The sequence below is a fragment of the Pseudomonas sp. HMSC067G02 genome (assembly GCF_001813485.1).
GTDB classification, from domain to species: domain Bacteria; phylum Pseudomonadota; class Gammaproteobacteria; order Pseudomonadales; family Pseudomonadaceae; genus Pseudomonas; species Pseudomonas aeruginosa.
On record NZ_KV812628.1, the window covers coordinates 75,352 to 91,633 of the forward strand.

The 16,282-nt window shown below is 69.9% G+C and carries 17 protein-coding genes and 2 riboswitches; of the genes, 3 read left to right on the forward strand and 14 right to left on the reverse strand.

Features of this window, described 5'->3' with window-relative positions; translation table 11 throughout:
• Window positions 1-3: 3 nt before the first annotated feature.
• From HMPREF2914_RS03470 to cobG, 13 genes are all read right to left on the reverse strand, one after another.
• Entirely contained in the window at window positions 4-426 is a 423-nt protein-coding gene (locus HMPREF2914_RS03470) for a hypothetical protein (protein WP_003091000.1), read from the reverse strand.
• 345 nt (window positions 427-771) lie between these two features.
• Window positions 772-1,536: an anti-sigma factor SbrR gene (sbrR, locus tag HMPREF2914_RS03475; RefSeq protein WP_009877630.1), complete on the reverse strand. Its 765-nt coding sequence runs from the start codon at window positions 1,534-1,536 to the stop codon at window positions 772-774.
• On the reverse strand, window positions 1,533-2,117 hold the full coding sequence (gene sbrI, locus HMPREF2914_RS03480; RefSeq protein WP_003119848.1) for an ECF family RNA polymerase sigma factor SbrI: 585 nt from the start codon (window positions 2,115-2,117) through the stop codon (window positions 1,533-1,535). Before sbrI ends, sbrR begins: the two co-directional genes overlap by 4 nt.
• Before the next feature lie 330 nt (window positions 2,118-2,447).
• Entirely contained in the window at window positions 2,448-3,887 is a 1,440-nt protein-coding gene (locus HMPREF2914_RS03485; RefSeq protein WP_003091003.1) for an aminotransferase-like domain-containing protein, read from the reverse strand.
• Window positions 3,888-4,108: 221 nt separating this feature from the next.
• Complete coding sequence (locus HMPREF2914_RS03490) at window positions 4,109-4,477, reverse strand: hypothetical protein (protein WP_004350740.1); 369 nt, start codon at window positions 4,475-4,477, stop codon at window positions 4,109-4,111.
• Between the two features lie 85 nt (window positions 4,478-4,562).
• The gene (locus HMPREF2914_RS03495) at window positions 4,563-5,201 is read right to left on the reverse strand and encodes a LuxR C-terminal-related transcriptional regulator (RefSeq protein WP_003091005.1); all 639 of its coding nucleotides are present in this window, start codon (window positions 5,199-5,201) and stop codon (window positions 4,563-4,565) included.
• A 193-nt stretch (window positions 5,202-5,394) separates the two neighbouring features.
• Entirely contained in the window at window positions 5,395-6,204 is an 810-nt protein-coding gene (locus HMPREF2914_RS03500; protein ID WP_003091007.1) for an OmpA family protein, read from the reverse strand.
• Window positions 6,204-6,563, reverse strand: coding sequence for a DUF4398 domain-containing protein (locus HMPREF2914_RS03505; protein WP_003091008.1), 360 nt, complete (start codon window positions 6,561-6,563; stop codon window positions 6,204-6,206). The genes HMPREF2914_RS03500 and HMPREF2914_RS03505 overlap by 1 nt, the downstream gene beginning before the upstream one ends.
• Window positions 6,560-7,408, reverse strand: coding sequence for a substrate-binding periplasmic protein (locus tag HMPREF2914_RS03510; RefSeq protein ID WP_003091009.1), 849 nt, complete (start codon window positions 7,406-7,408; stop codon window positions 6,560-6,562). Before HMPREF2914_RS03510 ends, HMPREF2914_RS03505 begins: the two co-directional genes overlap by 4 nt.
• A gap of 69 nt (window positions 7,409-7,477) precedes the next feature.
• On the reverse strand, window positions 7,478-9,157 hold the full coding sequence (gene cobJ / locus HMPREF2914_RS03515) for a precorrin-3B C(17)-methyltransferase (protein ID WP_023091602.1): 1,680 nt from the start codon (window positions 9,155-9,157) through the stop codon (window positions 7,478-7,480).
• The gene (locus tag HMPREF2914_RS03520; protein WP_003091011.1) at window positions 9,150-9,902 is read right to left on the reverse strand and encodes a precorrin-2 C(20)-methyltransferase; all 753 of its coding nucleotides are present in this window, start codon (window positions 9,900-9,902) and stop codon (window positions 9,150-9,152) included. Before HMPREF2914_RS03520 ends, cobJ begins: the two co-directional genes overlap by 8 nt.
• On the reverse strand, window positions 9,899-10,525 hold the full coding sequence (locus HMPREF2914_RS03525) for a precorrin-8X methylmutase (protein ID WP_003107929.1): 627 nt from the start codon (window positions 10,523-10,525) through the stop codon (window positions 9,899-9,901). The genes HMPREF2914_RS03520 and HMPREF2914_RS03525 overlap by 4 nt, the downstream gene beginning before the upstream one ends.
• Complete coding sequence (gene cobG, locus HMPREF2914_RS03530; protein ID WP_023091601.1) at window positions 10,522-11,892, reverse strand: precorrin-3B synthase; 1,371 nt, start codon at window positions 11,890-11,892, stop codon at window positions 10,522-10,524. The genes HMPREF2914_RS03525 and cobG overlap by 4 nt, the downstream gene beginning before the upstream one ends.
• A gap of 89 nt (window positions 11,893-11,981) precedes the next feature.
• Window positions 11,982-12,233: riboswitch (cobalamin riboswitch) on the reverse strand.
• An 85-nt stretch (window positions 12,234-12,318) separates the two neighbouring features.
• Here cobG and HMPREF2914_RS03535 point away from each other — a divergent pair.
• The 3 genes from HMPREF2914_RS03535 to HMPREF2914_RS03545 are packed head-to-tail and all read left to right on the forward strand — an operon-like array spanning window position 12,319 to window position 15,384.
• Window positions 12,319-13,566 carry a bifunctional cobalt-precorrin-7 (C(5))-methyltransferase/cobalt-precorrin-6B (C(15))-methyltransferase gene (locus HMPREF2914_RS03535; protein WP_015502696.1) on the forward strand — a complete coding sequence of 416 codons (1,248 nt, stop codon included), beginning with the start codon at window positions 12,319-12,321 and terminating at the stop codon, window positions 13,564-13,566.
• Entirely contained in the window at window positions 13,559-14,659 is a 1,101-nt protein-coding gene (locus HMPREF2914_RS03540) for a cobalt-precorrin-5B (C(1))-methyltransferase (protein WP_004363317.1), read from the forward strand. The genes HMPREF2914_RS03535 and HMPREF2914_RS03540 overlap by 8 nt, the downstream gene beginning before the upstream one ends.
• Complete coding sequence (locus HMPREF2914_RS03545; RefSeq protein WP_004363314.1) at window positions 14,656-15,384, forward strand: cobalt-precorrin-6A reductase; 729 nt, start codon at window positions 14,656-14,658, stop codon at window positions 15,382-15,384. The genes HMPREF2914_RS03540 and HMPREF2914_RS03545 overlap by 4 nt, the downstream gene beginning before the upstream one ends.
• Before the next feature lie 53 nt (window positions 15,385-15,437).
• Here HMPREF2914_RS03545 and mntP read toward each other — a convergent pair whose 3' ends face one another.
• Complete coding sequence (mntP, locus tag HMPREF2914_RS03550; RefSeq protein WP_003091017.1) at window positions 15,438-16,007, reverse strand: manganese efflux pump MntP; 570 nt, start codon at window positions 16,005-16,007, stop codon at window positions 15,438-15,440.
• Between the two features lie 9 nt (window positions 16,008-16,016).
• A riboswitch (yybP-ykoY riboswitch) is annotated at window positions 16,017-16,182 on the reverse strand.
• Window positions 16,183-16,282 lie beyond the last annotated feature (100 nt).

Here is a 16,282-nt window from a genome sequence, read left to right on the forward strand (position 1 = left end):
GGCCTACTGGCGGAACTCGAACTGCAACTCGGCCCCTTCCAGGGGCCGCGACACGCCCAGTTCGCGGTCGCGATAGAGCAACTGGCCGTTGAGGCGGAAGTCGCTGTCGTCCTTTTCCTCGAACATCGGCGGCAACAGCGGCTTGGGCTTATGGGTCTCTTCCGTGCCGGGCGGCGCCATCTTCTGCACCAGTTCCTTCGGCAGGCGCAGGTCCAGCTTGGCGCTCGGCAGCGGCTTGCGCACCTCGGGGTCGAGACGAGCGGTGGAAGCGCGCTTCGCCGGCGCCGGCTTGTCCTTGGCGACCGGCCTGCTGGCCGGCTTCGGCGGCGCAGCCGCAGGCTTCGGCTTGGCCGGCGGCTTGGGTTCGGCAACCTGCTCCGCGGCTGGCGCGACCTTCTTCGAAGCTGTTTTCGGCGCGGCAGGCACGGCAGGCGCTGGCTCCGCTCGTGCAGGCTTCACTGGCTTGGCAGGGGCGCGCTGCTCCTGCGGCGGTGCTTCCGGGGCTTTCTTTTCCGGTGCCTTGGAGCCGTCATCGCAGGCCGCCAGGAAGCAACCGAAAAGAACAACGACGCAAATTCGGCAAAGACGTTTCATAGTCACGCAGGTATGGCCAATTGCGGCAATGCTGACGGCAGACTGCAACCAAGGCAAGGGGTCACTATCGTCATCCTGGCACTCTCTCGGTTGTTCGCCCCATGTCTAACCTGTCATGCACGGATAACCGCTTGATGTCAGCCCGCGACGCCATCATGGCGTCGCGGGCCATGGTCGTCACGGCCGTTTCTTGGCGCTCGCGGCTATCGTCGCGAGGCGTTCCAGTCGTTCCACCAGGTTCTCTCCGGGGAAACGTTTCTGCAGCTCGGCCAACTGGGTCGCGGCCTGCTCCGTCTTGCCCTGCTCACGTAGGGCAAGGACCGCCCCGAGCGCCTCGTCGAGCACCTCCGGCTTCACCGCAACCGCCTTGCCCCTGGCCTGGGCGACGAAGTCGCCAGCCAGCTCCGCCTGGACCTTCGCCTGCTGCGCGGCCTGGGCCGGCGGTCGGTCGGCCAGGGCAGCCGGAGCCGGCGGCGCGGCCTCGGCCATCAGTTGCGGCGCCTCCCCGGACGATGCGTAGCTGGCCAGCAAGGCCGGGGGCTCCGACATCTCGCCGGACAGCGGAGCCGGCGCCGCCGGCGCGCGCATGGCCCGCTTCGCCGCAGCGGCCCCGGCGACTCCGTCGCGCAGGGGCACATCGCTGAACGCCACTTCGGGGCGGGCCTGACGCTCGGCGTCGTCCAGCACGTTGTGGCTGACCAGCCCCAGCACCAGCGCCACGCCCAGCAGGCTGGCGAAGGCCGCCTGCCAACGCGGCCTGCGGGAGGCTTCCAGCCAGCGCCGCCACCAGGACCGGGCGGGTTCGACATGCGCCGCCTGGCGTCGCGCGGCGGCGAGGATCGCCTGGTCCAGCGCCGGCGCCGGTTGCTGCGGCGCGTGGGCGCGGAAATGCGCCAGCATCTGCTCTTCGGCGACGCTCGCGGAATGCTTCTGTGGGTTCATACCGCCACCTCCTCGGCCAGCAGCCGGCGCAGCTTCTGCACCGCGTAGCGGAAACGGCTCTTCACCGTCTCCAGCGGCGACTGGGTGAGCGTGGCGATCTCGGCCAGTTCCAGTTCACCGTGGGCGCGCATCAGGAATACCTCGCGCTGTTCCTCGGGCAGGGTCTCCAGCGCGCTCTGCAAGCGCTCGCCGTCGCGGCTCAGGCTGAGCTGCTGCTCGGGGCCGGCGCCCTGGTCGGGTTGCGCGTGCAACTGTTCGTCGTAGCTGTCCTGCAACGGCTGGCGCTGGCCATGCTTGCGCCAATGATCGATCAAGCGGTTGCGGGCGATCTGGTAGAGCCAGGTGCGGAAGCTCGCCCGGCCCTGCGGCTGGCTCTCGCTGCGGATCAGGCTGAGCCAGGTTTCCTGGTAGATCTCGTCGGCCAGTTCGGTCTGTCCGGCCAGGCCGCAGAGAAAACGGTAGAGACCTTGCCGATGGCGCTGGTAGAGCACCTCGAAGGCCGCGCTATCGCCCTTGCGGTAACGCGCCAGCAGCGTTTCGTCGCTGCCGGCGGCCGTCGTGGCGCTGGTGGAGGCATGCATGCCGCTGGTCGACTCCTGTCCTGTGTCAAAGGCGACCGAGAGCAGGCTCATCGGCCACATCCTTCGCGGCACGCATCGGCGTCGCCACGAAACGCCCGGGCCGTCGCCAGAAGCGCGGCCGGAGCGGCTATCGGTAGACATTTTCCAGCGTCGGACAGTTCGGCGAAAGTGCCGGTCCGGATGGAAGCCGGGAAAAACATCGAGACGACCTCGTCGTGCAGCGGAGAGATACCCGCTGAGACGAAGCTGTCGGTGGATTCGGGTTAATCCCCGGGAAAATTCTTCGCGGACTGTCGCGGGGTGCCCCTCAGCCAGGGGAGCGCCTCGCGCTCAGGCGGCGATAAGGCCTTCCTGGCAAAGCTGCCCGGCAAGCATGCCGAGGGTCATGATCGCCCGCTCCGCCTCGCGGTTCCAGGGAATCCCGCAGGTCAGCCGCAGGCAGTTGTTGAACTGCTCGGTGTTGCTGAAGATCAGCCCCGGGGCGATGCTGATGCCCTGCTCCAGGGCCCGCACGTGGAGTTCCTTGGTGTTGACCTTGGCCGGCAGGCTGACCCAGAGGATGAAGCCGCCCTTGGGCCGGGTCATCTGCGTCCCCTCCGGGAAGTACTGCTGCACCGCCAACTGGTAGGCGGTCATGTTCTTCCGGTACTCCTGGCGGATGTAGCGCAGGTGGCGGTCGTAGCCGCCGTTCTCCAGGTAGGCGGCGACGCCCATCTGGGTCACGGTGCAGGCCGAATGGGTGGTGAAGGTCTGCAGGCGACGGATCTCCTCCTGGTAGCGCTCGGCGATGATCCAGCCGATGCGTACGCCGGGCGAGATGGTCTTGGAGAAACTCGAGCAGTAGATCACCCGGCCGTCGCGGTCGTGGGACTTGAGCGAGCGCGCCTGGCCCTGGTCGAACATCAGTTCGCCGTAGATGTCGTCCTCGACCACCCCGATGTTGTGTTCGGCGGTCAGTTTCAGCAGTTGCTTCTGGCGATCCTCGGGAATCGTCCCGCCGAAGGGATTGCTCAGCCGCGCGGTCAGCACCAAGGCCTTGATCGACCACTGGTTGGCCGCCAGTTGCAGCGCTTCCAGGCTGATCCCGGTGCGCGGGTCGCTGGGGATCTCGATCACCTTCAGGCCCAGCACGTCAGCCAGTTGCAGCAGGCCGTAGTAGCTCGGCGACTCGGTGGCGATCAGGTCGCCGGGACGGGTCAGCACCCGCAGGGCCATGTGGATCGCATCCACGCAGCCGTGGGTGATGGTCACCTGCGACGGGTCGACCACCACGCCGGCGTCGCGCATGCGGATCGCCACCTGCCGCCGCAGCGGCTCGAAACCGGGGCTGAACATGTAGCTGAACGCCCGTGGGCTCTGGAAGCGGGTGACCTTGGCCAGTTGCTGGTGCAAGGCGCGCACCGGCAGGTAGTCCACATGCGGCACCGCCGCGCCGAGCGGGAATACCCCTTCGCGGCGGGACTCGGCGAGCACCTGGTTGATGATGCTGCTGCGGGTGACCAGGCCGGGACGCTCGACCCGCGCGATATCCGGGGTCGGCGCGGTCAGTGCCGGGGTGCGGTGGACGTAGAAGCCGGATTGCGGACGGGCGCGGATCAGTCCCTGGTCCTCGAGGGTGGCGTAGGCCTGCAGCACGGTGGCGTGGCTGACGTTCAACTGGGTGCTGAGCTTGCGCACCGACGGTACCCGCTCGCCCGGCTGGTAGACGCCACGGCGAATGTCCTCGGCCAACTGCTGGGCGATGCGTTGGTAAAGCAGCAGATTGGTCATGGCGGGTTTTCCTCGGCGATTGAACCGAAACAGTAGCTCAATTCGTGAAACTGCTCCAGAACAGTTCGGCCGACAACCAGGCATACAGTCGCAAAACTGTACGGGTCGGTCGCAGAGACGGCGCGTTCGCGAGAAAAAGAAAACCCGGTCGGTCGCCACCGGCCGGGTACGGGCGGGAAATAGTCCGCCAAGAGCCGCCTGGGGAGCGGCCATAGGGAAAGTCAGAAACGCAACGCGTCCGCCGCCGCGCTCTCGCCGGTCGACGCTTGCCAGGCGAAGGGGCTTGGTGCCAGGCCGAGATCGCCGAACAGGCGGTAGTCCGGGACGGCGGCGGGCTGGCGGGCGGCCGGGGAAAAGTCATCGCGGCCGAGGCGGGTGACCAGAACCCGGGCCTGCACCTGCAATGCCACCAGGCTGAGGCTTTCCCGCGCCGTGCAGCCCACCTCGCCGCACGCCACCGGCGAGTCCTCCAGCAGGAGTTCCTGGCGGCGTGCTTCGGCAACCGCGCGGAGTTCGGCGGCGAAGGACGGCTGGCACAGGCTCAGCAACAACGGCAGGACGAAACGGGCAAAGCGGGGCTGGCGGATCATGCGGATTCCTCGGCTGCGGCGGGATGGCTCCCGGGGGCTGGCGAGGATTGTTCCGCAACTGGCGGTCGAGATGTTTCGAACCCGGTCAGGCGAGTTCGTGTAGCCAGTTCATCACGCCCAGGGCGATCAGTTCGGCGTCGCTGTTGAGGCCTATCTTGACCATCGCGTTCTTCTTGTGGGTGCTGATGGTCGACACGCTGCGCATGGTCCGCTGGGCGATCTCGCTGACCGTGTCGCCACGCGCCAGGCGCCGGAGGATGTCCACCTCGGTGGGGCTCAGCGGCTTGCCGGTATGCCGCTGCGGGTGCAGGCCGGGGTCGAGGAAGGTCTGTCCGAGCGCCATGCACTCCAGCGCCGCCTTCAGCGTCTCCAGCGGGCTGCGCTTGCTGATGTAGGCCGAGGCGCCGCTGCGCAGGACCGCCTTGGCCAGCAACGGCGCGCTGAACACCGAGTAGACCATCACCTTCATTTGCGGGCAGTGCCGGGTCAGCCATTCCACCAGGTGGATACCGTCGCGGCTGCGCTGGCCAGGCAAGCCCAGCTCGGTGATCAGGATGCTTTCCGGCGGCAGGTCGGCCAGGCGCTCCACCAGGCTGTCGCTATCGCCGACCACCGCCAGCACCTGGCGTCCGCACTCCTCGCTGAGGTAGCGCTGCAGCGCCCACTGCATGACCGGGAAGGAATCGGCGATCACCAACCCCGGCAGGGTTTCGTTCGAACTCATGGCGCCTCTCTACTCGTTATAACGAAATACAAGGTGCTTATGCTGCACGGATTGCCGCTCGAACTAGTTCGATCCCGATGATAGCCCGCTCTTGCGCAAGTTCTGACAGAGAAATCCAGCGCCACCCGGTTCGCCAGACGAAAAAAGCCCCGGACCCTTTGGGGTACCGGGGCTTCCTGCGGCGGCGCGGTTCTCAGCGCGGCGCGCTGAGCTGGCCCTTGTCGTTGGAGAAGACGATCTCCACCCGGCGGTTCTGCGCCCGTCCCCGGTTGGAGGCGTTGTCGGTGACCGGGAAGGCTTCGCCGTAGCCGACCACCTGCATGCGCGCGGGATCCACGCCGAGATCGGCGAGCACGTCGGCCACCGCCTGGGCGCGCTCGCGCGACAGGTCGAGGTTGGCCTGCCTGTCGCCGACGCTGTCGGTATAGCCTTCGATGCGGATCACCCGCCGCGGATTGAGCTGGAGGAACTGCACCAGCTTCAGCGCGGTGCGGTTGGCCGCCGGCTTGAGTTCGGCGCGGTTGAAGTCGAACAGCACGTCGCCAAGGGTGAGCACCAGGCCACGCTCGGTTTCCTCGGTGCTGAGACTGGCGATCTCCTCGCTCAGGCGCTGGCCCTGCTCCTGCACGCTGAGCAGCTTGGCTTCGCGCAGGGCCAGTTGCAGGCGCTCGCGCTCCAGTTGCAGGCGGGTCAGGCGCTCCTGGTTGAGGTTGAGCAAGGCGTGCTGGCGAGCGATCTCGCTGTAGCGCTGGCTCAGGTAGGCATACTGGATCACGTCGCTGCTGCTGCCCCAGTAGCTGGACAGGCGTTCGGCGCGGGCCAGCGATTCGCCGGCGCGGATCACATCCTTGGGCGCCGCGCGGAGCACGTCGGAATCTTCCTTGACCTGATCGAACTCGCTCTGCGCCTTGGCCAGCGACTGTTCGCTGAGCTTGTGGTCGGCGCAGCCAGCCAGCGCGGCGCAGGCCAGCAGGGTGGCGAAGAGAGTCGCTTTGCCCGGCATCAGTCGGTCTCCCCCAGTTGCTTGCGCAGACGTTTCAGGCTCTTGTCCAGCTCGCCGAGCTGGTCCTTGCTCTTCTGCGTCAGCACCTTGGACTCGGCGAGGCGTGCGTCCAGCTCGGCCTGCTCGGCCAACAGGCGCGCCTTCTTGTAGGACTCCGCGGTCATCGCGATCTGCGCTGCGGCGTACTTGTCCTGGGCCAGTTTCAGCTCGGCCACGTCGTCGGTGGCACCCACCGCCTTGGCCTGCTCCAGCGCCTGTTCGGTCAGGCGCATCTGCTCCAGCGGAGCCGGGTCGTTGCTCGCACAACCGCTCAGGGTCAGCGCGGCGAGGCCTGCGGCCATCATCCATCGAATGCTCACAAGTCACTTTCCTGCGTAGTCGAACTGGCGCCGGAAGCCGGCAATTGCTGGGCTTTCCAGCGTTCGAGATTGTCCTGCAAGAGCGTTACGGGAACGCCGGCAGCCGACAATTCTGTCATCTTTTTCGCCAGTTGTCCGCGCAGCCACGGATCGTTGCAGGCGGAGTTGTGCGACAGCGTCAGGTACAGCCCCTCGCTGCTCAGCACCGGTTCCAGCGCCTCCAGGTCGTCGGCCATGCCCAGCGCCTCGACCTGGGCCTGCCCGGGCAGCGCCTGGTAGAGGAGGAACTCGCTGCGTTTGAGCATCAGGTCCTGCAAGCCCTGGGTCAGGCTCGGCACCGGCTTCAGGTCGAGGCTGGCCTTGGCGAAACGGTCGAACTCCTCGCCCAGGCTGCTGCCGGCCAGCACGCTGCCCTTGTGCCCGATCAGGTCGTCGCGGCCGATGAACGGGAACGCGGCGTCCTTGTTCACCCAGACCACCCCGCTGGTCATCAGGAACGGCGGATGCACGTAGTCCATGCTGCCGAGCCGTGCCAGGGTCAGGTAGGCTCCGGCGAGCAGGTCGGCGCGACCGCTGGTCACCTCTTCCTGGGCCTTCTCCCAGGAGCCGCTGTAGAGCACGTCGATGCGCACGCCAAGTTCCTTGCCCAGGCGCTGCAACAGGTCGGCATTGGCTCCGATCAGGCGCTTCGGATCCTGCGGGTCGCGCCACAGGTAGGGTGGGTACTCCGGGTTGCCGGTGGCCACCAGGCGCTCGCAGGAGCCGGCCGCCGCGGCCAGCCCCGGAACGAACAGCGCCGCCAGCAGGATGCCGGCCAGGCGGCACGGGGAACAGCGAAAGGACATGGATTCAGGCTCCGCGGTACAGGGATGCGCGCAGCAGTCTGCCACATTTCCGCGCGCGCTCCCGCCCCGCTATTCCGATGGGTACCAGCGCGGCGTGTAGACCCAGGCTTCGCCGTCGGCACGCGGGAAGCTGCGGGTGGTGGACGAGCCGATGATCACCAGGGTGCGCATGTCCACCTGCTCCGCACGCAGCTCGCCCAGGGTGGTGCGCAGCAGGCGCTCGCCGGGCCGCCCGATGTCGCGACCGAGCACCACCAGGGTCTGCGGCGAACGATGGCGGGCGACGATCTCCAGCGCCCGTCCCAGTTGCCAGGGCCGCGCCCGCGAGATCGGATTGTAGAAAGCCATCGCCAGGTCGGCGGCGCCGGCCAGGTCGAGGCGCCGCTCGATCACCTCCCAGGGCTTGAGGTTGTCGGACAGCGACAGCAGGCAGAAATCGTGGCCCAGAGGCGCCCCCGCCCTGGCCGCGGTGGCCAGGGCCGCCGAGACGCCAGGGAAGATCCGCAGCTCGACCACGTCCCAGGCCGGCTCGCCAGCGCCATGCAGGGCTTCCAGCACCGCGGCGGCCATGGCGAACACGCCGGGGTCGCCGGACGATACCAGCACCACCGCCCTGCCCGTCGCCGCCAGTTCGAAGGCATGCCGGGCGCGCTGCAATTCCTCGCGGTTGTCGCTGCCATGCAGCACCTGTCCGGCGCGGAAGGGTCCGGCCATGTCGACGTAGGTCTGGTAGCCGAGGATGTCCTCGGCCTCGTCCAGTGCCCGCCGCGCCGCAGGCACCATCAGCTCGGCGCAGCCGGGCCCCAGGCCGATCACCGTGAGTCGGCCGCGACGCTGGCCGATGCGGTCCATCGCCAAGGGCGCGGCGGCCACCGCCAGCCGGTCGCCGACCTGCTCGGCGGCGGGCAAGGCCTGGCGCAGGCGCGCAGCGGGATCGGCCTGCGGCAGGAAGCGCAGCGGTACGCCGAGCGCATCGGCGGCGGCCTGCAGGCGCGGATCGGCCATCCGCGCGCTGTCGGCCAGCAAGCCGCCGAGCGCCGCCGCGGCCAGGCCGGCATCGACCAGCGCCTGGCGCACCGCGTCCGCCGCCGCGTCGGCAGGTTCGAGCGCCGCCAGCACGCAGCGCGGATGGATCAGCAGTTCCTCGGCCCGCGGCGCACGCGCCGAGGGCGTCACGTGAATCGCCAGCGCCGCCGCCGGGTCGCGCGGCAAACGGGCCGCGTCGAGCCAGTCGGCGGCACCCTCGACGCGCACCGGCTGGCCACCGAGCAAATCGGCAACGAAGCGCTTGCCCTGCTCCAGGTCGGCCAGGACATAACCGACGGGCGGGTTGAGCACGCAGGTGCCGAAGCGCAGCTCGCCGCTGGTGGTGATCGCCGGCGCCACGGCCAGCACCTCGCCGATTTCCCGCGCCAGCCGGTTGACCCCGGCCAGCCCGCCGAGCAGCGGCACCACCGCGCTGCCGTCCTCGGCCAGGGCCAGCACCGGCGGCTCCGCTCCCTTGCGTTGCAACAACGGCGCCAGGCTGCGAATGACGATGCCGGCGGCGCACAGGGCGACGATCGGGCGGTCGGCGCAATACAGTTCGCGCAGGGTGTCGCCGAAGTCCGTATAGGAACGTTCGGCCTCGACCCGCCCGGCGAGCCCGTGGACCAGCGCCCCGGGATAGCGCGCCTGGACCCGCCGCGCGGTATCCAGCGCGCCCTGGCCGAGGATGACGATGGCCGGAACCTGCTGGGCGTCACTCACCGCCGGCCCCTCCCTGCCACTTGTCGCCGGGGACGACGATCAGCGAGAAGTACGGCGAGGCCATCGGCTCCACCCGTTCCAACGGCACGATCCGCTGGTTGGCCATGGTCGCCCGCTCGACGTACAGCGCGCGGCGCTCGAGGCCAAGCTCGACCAGCACGCGGCGGACCTTGTCGAAATTGCGGCCGAGCTTCATCACCACCGCCGCGTCGGCATCCGCCAGGCGCCGGCGCAACTCCTCCTCGGGCAGCACTCCGGAGAGCACCGAGAGGCTCTGGTTGCGGTACACCAGCGGCGCACCGAGCACCGCCGCGCCGCCGAGCATCGAGCAAACGCCAGGCACCACTTCGCTTTCGTAGCGCGTCGCCAGGCGGTCGTGGAGGTACATGTAGGAACCGTAGAAGAACGGGTCGCCCTCGCAGATCACCGCCACGTCGCGGCCGGCGTCCAGGTGCGCGGCCAGCTGTTCGGCGGCGGTGTCGTAGAAATCGCTGATGATGGTCTCGTAGCACAGCGGCGGTTCCAGCTTCTCGGTGGTCACCGGATAGACCAGCGGCAGGCGCACTTGGGCCTGGTCCAGGTGCGCCTCGATGATGCCGAAGGCGTTGCCCTTCTTGCCCTTGGCCACGAAATAGCCGACTACCGGCGCCGCGCGCAGCAGGCGCAGGGCCTTGAGGGTGATCAGTTCGGGATCGCCGGGCCCGACGCCCAGGCCCAGCAGGCGGCCCTTCACGACACTCATCATTCGCGCTCCGTGGCCAGGGCGTTCACCGCCGCGGCGGCCATGGCGCTGCCGCCACGGCGACCGCGGACGATCACGTAGGGCACCCCGCGGCTATCGGCGGCGAGCATCTCCTTGGATTCCGCGGCGCCGACGAAGCCGACCGGGAAGCCCAGGATCAGCGCCGGTTTCGGCGCGCCGGCGTCGAGCATTTCCAGCAGGTAGAACAGCGCGGTCGGCGCGTTGCCGATCACCACCACGCTGCCCTCCAGGTGCTCGCGCCAGTGCTCCAGGGCCACCGCCGAGCGGGTATTGCCGAGTTCCGTGGCGAGCGCCGGCACGTCCGCTTCGTTGAGGGTGCAGATCACCCGGTTGGCGGCGGGCAGCCGCGAGCGGGTCACGCCTTCGGCGACCATCCGCGCGTCGCAGAGGATCGCCGCGCCGGCGGCCAGCGCGGCGCGGCCGGCGGCGCCGGCGCCGGGCGAGAAGCGCAGGTCGTCGACCACGTCGACCATGCCGCAGGCGTGGATCACCCTGACCGCGAGCTTTTCCAGGTCGGCCGGGATGCCGGCGAGGTTCGCTTCGGCGCGGATGGTGGCGAACGACTGGCGATAGATCGCCTGGCCATCGCGGATGTAGTCAATCATGCGGGTTTTCCGGAAGTGGGCTGGGAAGGCAGGGCCGCCAGGTAATCGGCGGCCGTGGCGAAAGTCAGGCGGCTGGCCAGCAACTGGCCGAATCCGGGGTGGCATGGGTCGCGCCGGTACAGGTCGTAGAACCCGCCGCTGCGCGCCAGCAGGGTGAGCGGCGCGCGGTGGGCAGCGGCGCAGGACCGTTCGCAGCCGCACAGGTGCAGTTGCGGCAGGTCGCTGCGCGGGCCGAGGCGTTCGGCCAGGCGCAAGGCGTCGCCCTTGGTGTCGGCCAAGCCCCTGGCGCAGGCGCTGGAACCGCTGCAGGCGATCAGCCGCGCCAACGGCGCGTCGGGCTCGGTCAGCAGGCCGAGTCCGCGCAGGCCGAGCAGCGCCTGGTGGGCCTCGGCCTGCGCCAGGTTCGGCAGGAGCACGCCTTGCCAGGGGGTCAGGCGCAGGCTGCCGTCGCCATGGCGCTCGACCAGCTCGGCCAGGCCTTCCAGGCAAGCGCTGTCGAGCCGGCCGAGCGGCGCCGCCGCGCCGACCATCGCCAGGCCCGGCTGGCGTTGCGGCTGGACGCCGAGATGACTCCACGCACGCCCCGGCGGACGCCGCCAGGCCGCCACCCGCTCGTCACGCCGCAGAGGGAAATCCAGGCGCGCCTGCAAGGCCTCCAGCAAGGGTTCTCCGGCCAGCTCCTGCAACAGGTGGCGCATCCGCGTCTGTTGCGGCTGGGCGCGTTCGAGGAACAGGTCGAGCAGCGCCAGCACCAGGGACTCGCCCCGCTCCGCCGGCAACGCCGCCAGGGGGCGGTCGCGGGCCGGGCAGCCGGCGAGTCCGAAGACCAGCGTCGCGGTCGGCGCCGCAGGCATCGGCGAGAGCCAGATGTCATGGGGATGTTCGAGCATCGCCAGGTCTTCGCCGCCGTCCAGCTGGATGGCGAACTTGGCCGACAGCGCGTGGTAGCGGCTGTCCGCCTGGAGCCGCAGCAACAGCCGAGCGGCCAGCGGGCGCACGTCCAGCGACAGGTGCGGATCGAGCCCGGCGGCCGGGCTGAGCATCAGGTTGCGCACGTCGTCGGCGCCGGCCAGGGCCCCATGCCGGGGACCGAGGCCGGCGTCCAGCAGGCGGCGGACGAGCCGCTCTTCCTCGCCGCGACGGACGCCACGCAATTGCAGGTTGGAACGGTTGGTCGCCTCGATCACGCCGCTGGCGCAATCCCGCGCCGCGGCCGCCACGGCGCGTGCCTGGGCGGCGTCCAGGCGACCGGCATCGAGCTTGATGCGGCAGATGCCGCCGTCCAGCGCCTGGACGATACGCAGCAGGCCGGGACAGGGCGACGGACGTGGTACGGGCAGGGGTGCCGGGGTCTGGTCGTCGTTCAAAAACGCTACTCGAATCGGCGTCGCGGCGACCGCACCGCTGTCCCCCAGGGACAGACCACGGCATCGGTACACCCCGCCCGATGTTGGCACTCGCGACTGGTTTCGGCGGCAGGTCTCCTGGCTCGCAGCCCGGCGTTCCACCCGGGGGAGGAACCTCCGCTTCGCGCCGCCTTCCCGGTAATCCAGTGGCGAATGGCGCGAATACAGGCTGCATACAGTTGCGGGGGCAGCCACGGCTAGGCCCGGGCTTCGAAAAGACCGCGGCTCCGTGTTCCCTCTTCGGCCCTCGTTGGCCCCGCGCTAACGCGAAAGGGCCGGGCACCGACGAACGCGCTATTATGCCGCCCAGCCCGGGGCCGGGAAAACCCATTCCGTCCGGAAGCCGTCGCGGGCCCTTCACAGACGCATTTCAGGAGTATCGGAACCGTGTCATCGGCAGACTCGACGCCTCCCTGGCTGACCCTGGTGGGCATCGGCGAGGACGGTTATCCCGGCCTCGGCAAGCAGGCCCGGCGTGCCCTGCTGCAAGCCAGCCGGATCGTCGGCGCGGCGCGCCAGCTGGAACTGCTGCCGCCGTGCATCGGCGCCGCCCGCGAAACCTGGCCGACGCCGTTCTCCCTGGAACCATTGCTGGCCCGGCGCGGCCAGCCGACCTGCGTGCTGGCCAGCGGCGACCCGATGCTGTTCGGCGTCGGCGCCAGTCTCGCCCGGCAACTGCCGGCGACCGAACTGCGGGTCCTGCCGGCGCCCTCCTCCCTCTCGCTGGCCGCCGCCCGCCTCGGCTGGGCCCTGCAGGAAGTCGCCTGCCTGTCACTGGTGGCGCGTCCGCTGGCGGCGCTGCAGGCACAGGTCCACGACGGCCGGCGCCTGCTGGTCCTCAGCAATGACGGCGACAGCCCGGCCGCCATCGCCCGCCTGTTGAGCGCCCGTGGCTTCGGCGCCAGTCGCCTGAGCGTGCTGGAACACCTCGGCGGGCCGCTCGAGCGCCGTCTCGACGGCCTCGCCGGCGACTGGTCGCTGCCGCGCGCCGCCGATCTCAACCTGGTGGCGGTGGAATGCCGCGCCGGCACCGGCGCCGTGCGCCTGCCGCTGACCCCGGGCCTGGCCGACGAAGCCTATCGCCACGACGGCCAGTTGACCAAGCGCGACGTCCGCGCCGTGACCCTGGCGCGCCTGGCGCCCTGCCCCGGCGAGCTGCTCTGGGACGTCGGCGCCGGCTGCGGCTCCATCGGCATCGAATGGATGCGCGCGCACCCCAGTTGCCGGGCGATCGCCATCGAAGCCAACGACGAGCGCCAGGAACATATCCGCCACAACCGCGACGCCCTCGGCGTACCGTCCCTGCACCTGGTCGCCGGCAGCGCCCCGGAGGCGCTGCTGGAACTGCCCGAGCCGGACGCCATCTTCATCGGCGGCGGGGTCACCGCCGAGGGCGTGCTGGAAACCTGCTGGGAGCGCCTGCGGCCCGGCGGCCGCCTGCTCGCCAACGCGGTCACCCTGCAGAGCGAACGGGTGCTGCTCGACTGGCAGCAACGCCTGGGGGGCGACCTCACCCGCCTCGGCGTCGCCCACGCGCGACCGCTGGGCGGTTTCGATACCTGGCGCCAGGCCTTGCCGATCACTCTGCTGGAATTGCGCAAACCCGCCGCCAGGAAGCCTCCCCGCGATGCGTGAGGAAACCCCCGAGCAGCCCGCGCCGTTGCGCAGCGGCTACACCACCGGCAGTTGCGCCACCGCCACCAGCCTGGCGGCGGCGCGCCTGCTGCTGGGCGGCACGACCAGCGACGCGGTGCAGATCGTCCTGCCCAAGGGACAGCAGGTGCTGATGCGCCTGGAATTCTGCCGCGCCTGGGAAAACGGCGCGGAAGCCGGCACCCTCAAGGATGCCGGCGACGATCCCGACGTCACCCACGGCGCCCTGGTGTTCGCCCGGGTGCGCCTGGGCGCCGAGCCTGGCGTGCGCTTCCATGCCGGCCCCGGGGTCGGTACGGTGACCCGCCCAGGGCTGACCCTGGCGGTCGGCGAGCCGGCGATCAATCCGGTGCCGCGACAGATGATCGAACGCCACCTCGCCCAGCTCGCCGCCGAACGGGGCTACGCCGGCGGCTTCGAGGTCGCCATCGGCGTGGAGGGCGGCGCCGAGCTGGCGCTGAAGACCATGAACCCGCGCCTGGGCATCCTCGGCGGGCTGTCGATCCTCGGCACCAGCGGCATCGTCCGGCCGTTCTCCTGCTCGGCCTATATCGCCTCGATCCATCAGGGCATCGATGTCGCTCGCGCCAACGGCGTCCGTCACATCGCCGCCTGTACCGGCAACGCCAGCGAGGACGCCATGCGCCGGCGCTATGGGCTGCCGGAGATCGCCCTGATCGAGATGGGCGACTTCGCCGGCGCGGTGCTCAAGCACCTGCGCAAGGCACCGGTGGAAAAGCTCAGCCTGTGCGGCGGCTTCGGCAAGATCAGCAAGCTCGCCGGCGGCCACCTCGACCTGCACAGCCGCCACTCCAGCATCGACCTGCCGCAACTGGCCGGCTGGGCTGCCGCGCTCGGCGCCAGCGCCGCGCTACAGGACTGCATGCGCGCCGCCAACACCAGCCAGCAGGCGCTGGCCCAGGCACACGCCGAAGGCGTGGCCCTGGGCGATGCGGTCTGCGCCCACGCCCTGCGCTTCGCCCGCGGCATCGTGCCCACCGAGGTGGCGCTGGAAGTCTTCGCCATCGACCGCCAGGGCAACCTGGTCGGCCAGGCCTGCGAGGAGCGCCGATGAAACGCCTGTTGCTGCTCGGCGGGATCGGCGAGGCCCTGGCCCTCGCCCGCCGGCTCGGCCCGGCGCATCTCTACAGCCTCGCTGGGCTGGGCAAGGTGCCCGGCGACCTGGCCTGCCAGGTCCGGGTCGGCGGCTACGGCGGCGCCGAAGGGCTGGCGGCGTTCATCGACGAGCAGGGCTTCGACCTGCTGGTGGACGCCACCCACCCCTACGCCGCACGGATCAGCCGGAACGCCGTGCGCGCCGCGCGACTGGCCGGAGTGCCCTGCTGGGCGCTGCGCCGGCCCGGCTGGCAGGCCGGGCCCGGCGACGACTGGCGCGAGGTAGCCGACTGGCGCGAGCTGATCGCCGCCCTCGCACCCTTCCGCCGTCCGCTGTTCACCCTCGGCCGCGAACCGCTGGAGCATCTCGGCCAGGTCCCGCCGCACCAGCACTGGACCGTGCGCTGCCTGCAAGGCCAGCCGGCCGCGCCGCGCGCCGAGGTGATCGGCGCGCGCGGGCCGTTCAGCCTGGATGGCGAACGGGCGTTGTTCGAGCGCCTCGCCTGCGACGTGCTGGTGAGCAAGAACAGCGGTAGCCAGGCCACCGAGCCGAAGCTCCAGGTGGCGCGGGAAATGGGCCTGCCGGTGCTGGTCCTGGCACGTCCGGCGCTACCGCCGGCGGACCGCGAGTTCGCCGACGGCGAGGCGCTGCTGGCGGCAATCCGCGATTGGGAAAGCGCCTGAAGCGAACGCCCACCCACTCGCCGCGACCTGTCCCGCCCCGTCTCCGGCGCCGCTCACGCCGCGCTGAGATGCTCGTAGAGAATGGTCGCGCCGACCAGGATCAGCACCACCCCGCCGACCATCTCCGCGCGCTTGCCGGTCACTGCGCCGAGCGCCCGGCCGAGCATGGTGCCGAGGGTGACCATGGTCATGGTGGCCAGGCCGATGGCGCCAGCGGCGAGGAAGATGTTGACGTCGACGAAGGCCAGGCCGACGCCCACCGCCAGCGCGTCGATGCTGGTGGCCAGCGCCGTCACCGCGAGAATCCAGAACGAATGCTGGCCGGGCTTTTCCTGTTCCGTCGCATGATCCGCGCGCAGGCCGTTGTGGATCATGTGCAGGCCGAGCAGCACCAGCAGGACGAAGGCGATCCAGTGGTCCCAGTCGGCGACGAACTGGCTGGCGGCCTGGCCAAGCAGCCAGCCGACCAGAGGGGTGATCGCCTCGATCACGCCGAAGATTATCCCGGTGCGCAGCGCCTCCGACAGGCGCGGCCGATCCAGGCTGGAGCCCTTGCCGATGGCCGCGGCGAAGGCATCGGTGGACATGGCGAAGGCGAGGAAGATCAGGGAAACGGGATTCACGCGGATACTCCAGCCGGGCATGAGTCAACGACATGACCCCGCGGCCCGGCTTTGGCGCAGGAATGTCGTTGGTCTCACCAATCCGGTTGGATGCGCTGGCCATGGCAGGTTGCCAAGAATGTTGACCAGCGCGCCGTCAACGGGTGACGGCAGGCTACTCCCCAAGGAAGGCCGGCAGCATAGCAGGCCGGCGTGAAGAAAATGTGATGACCCGGGAAGCTGCGCCAGGGCGTGGGGTCCGGCGAAGAAAGACTGCACAAGCGAATTGTTATAGT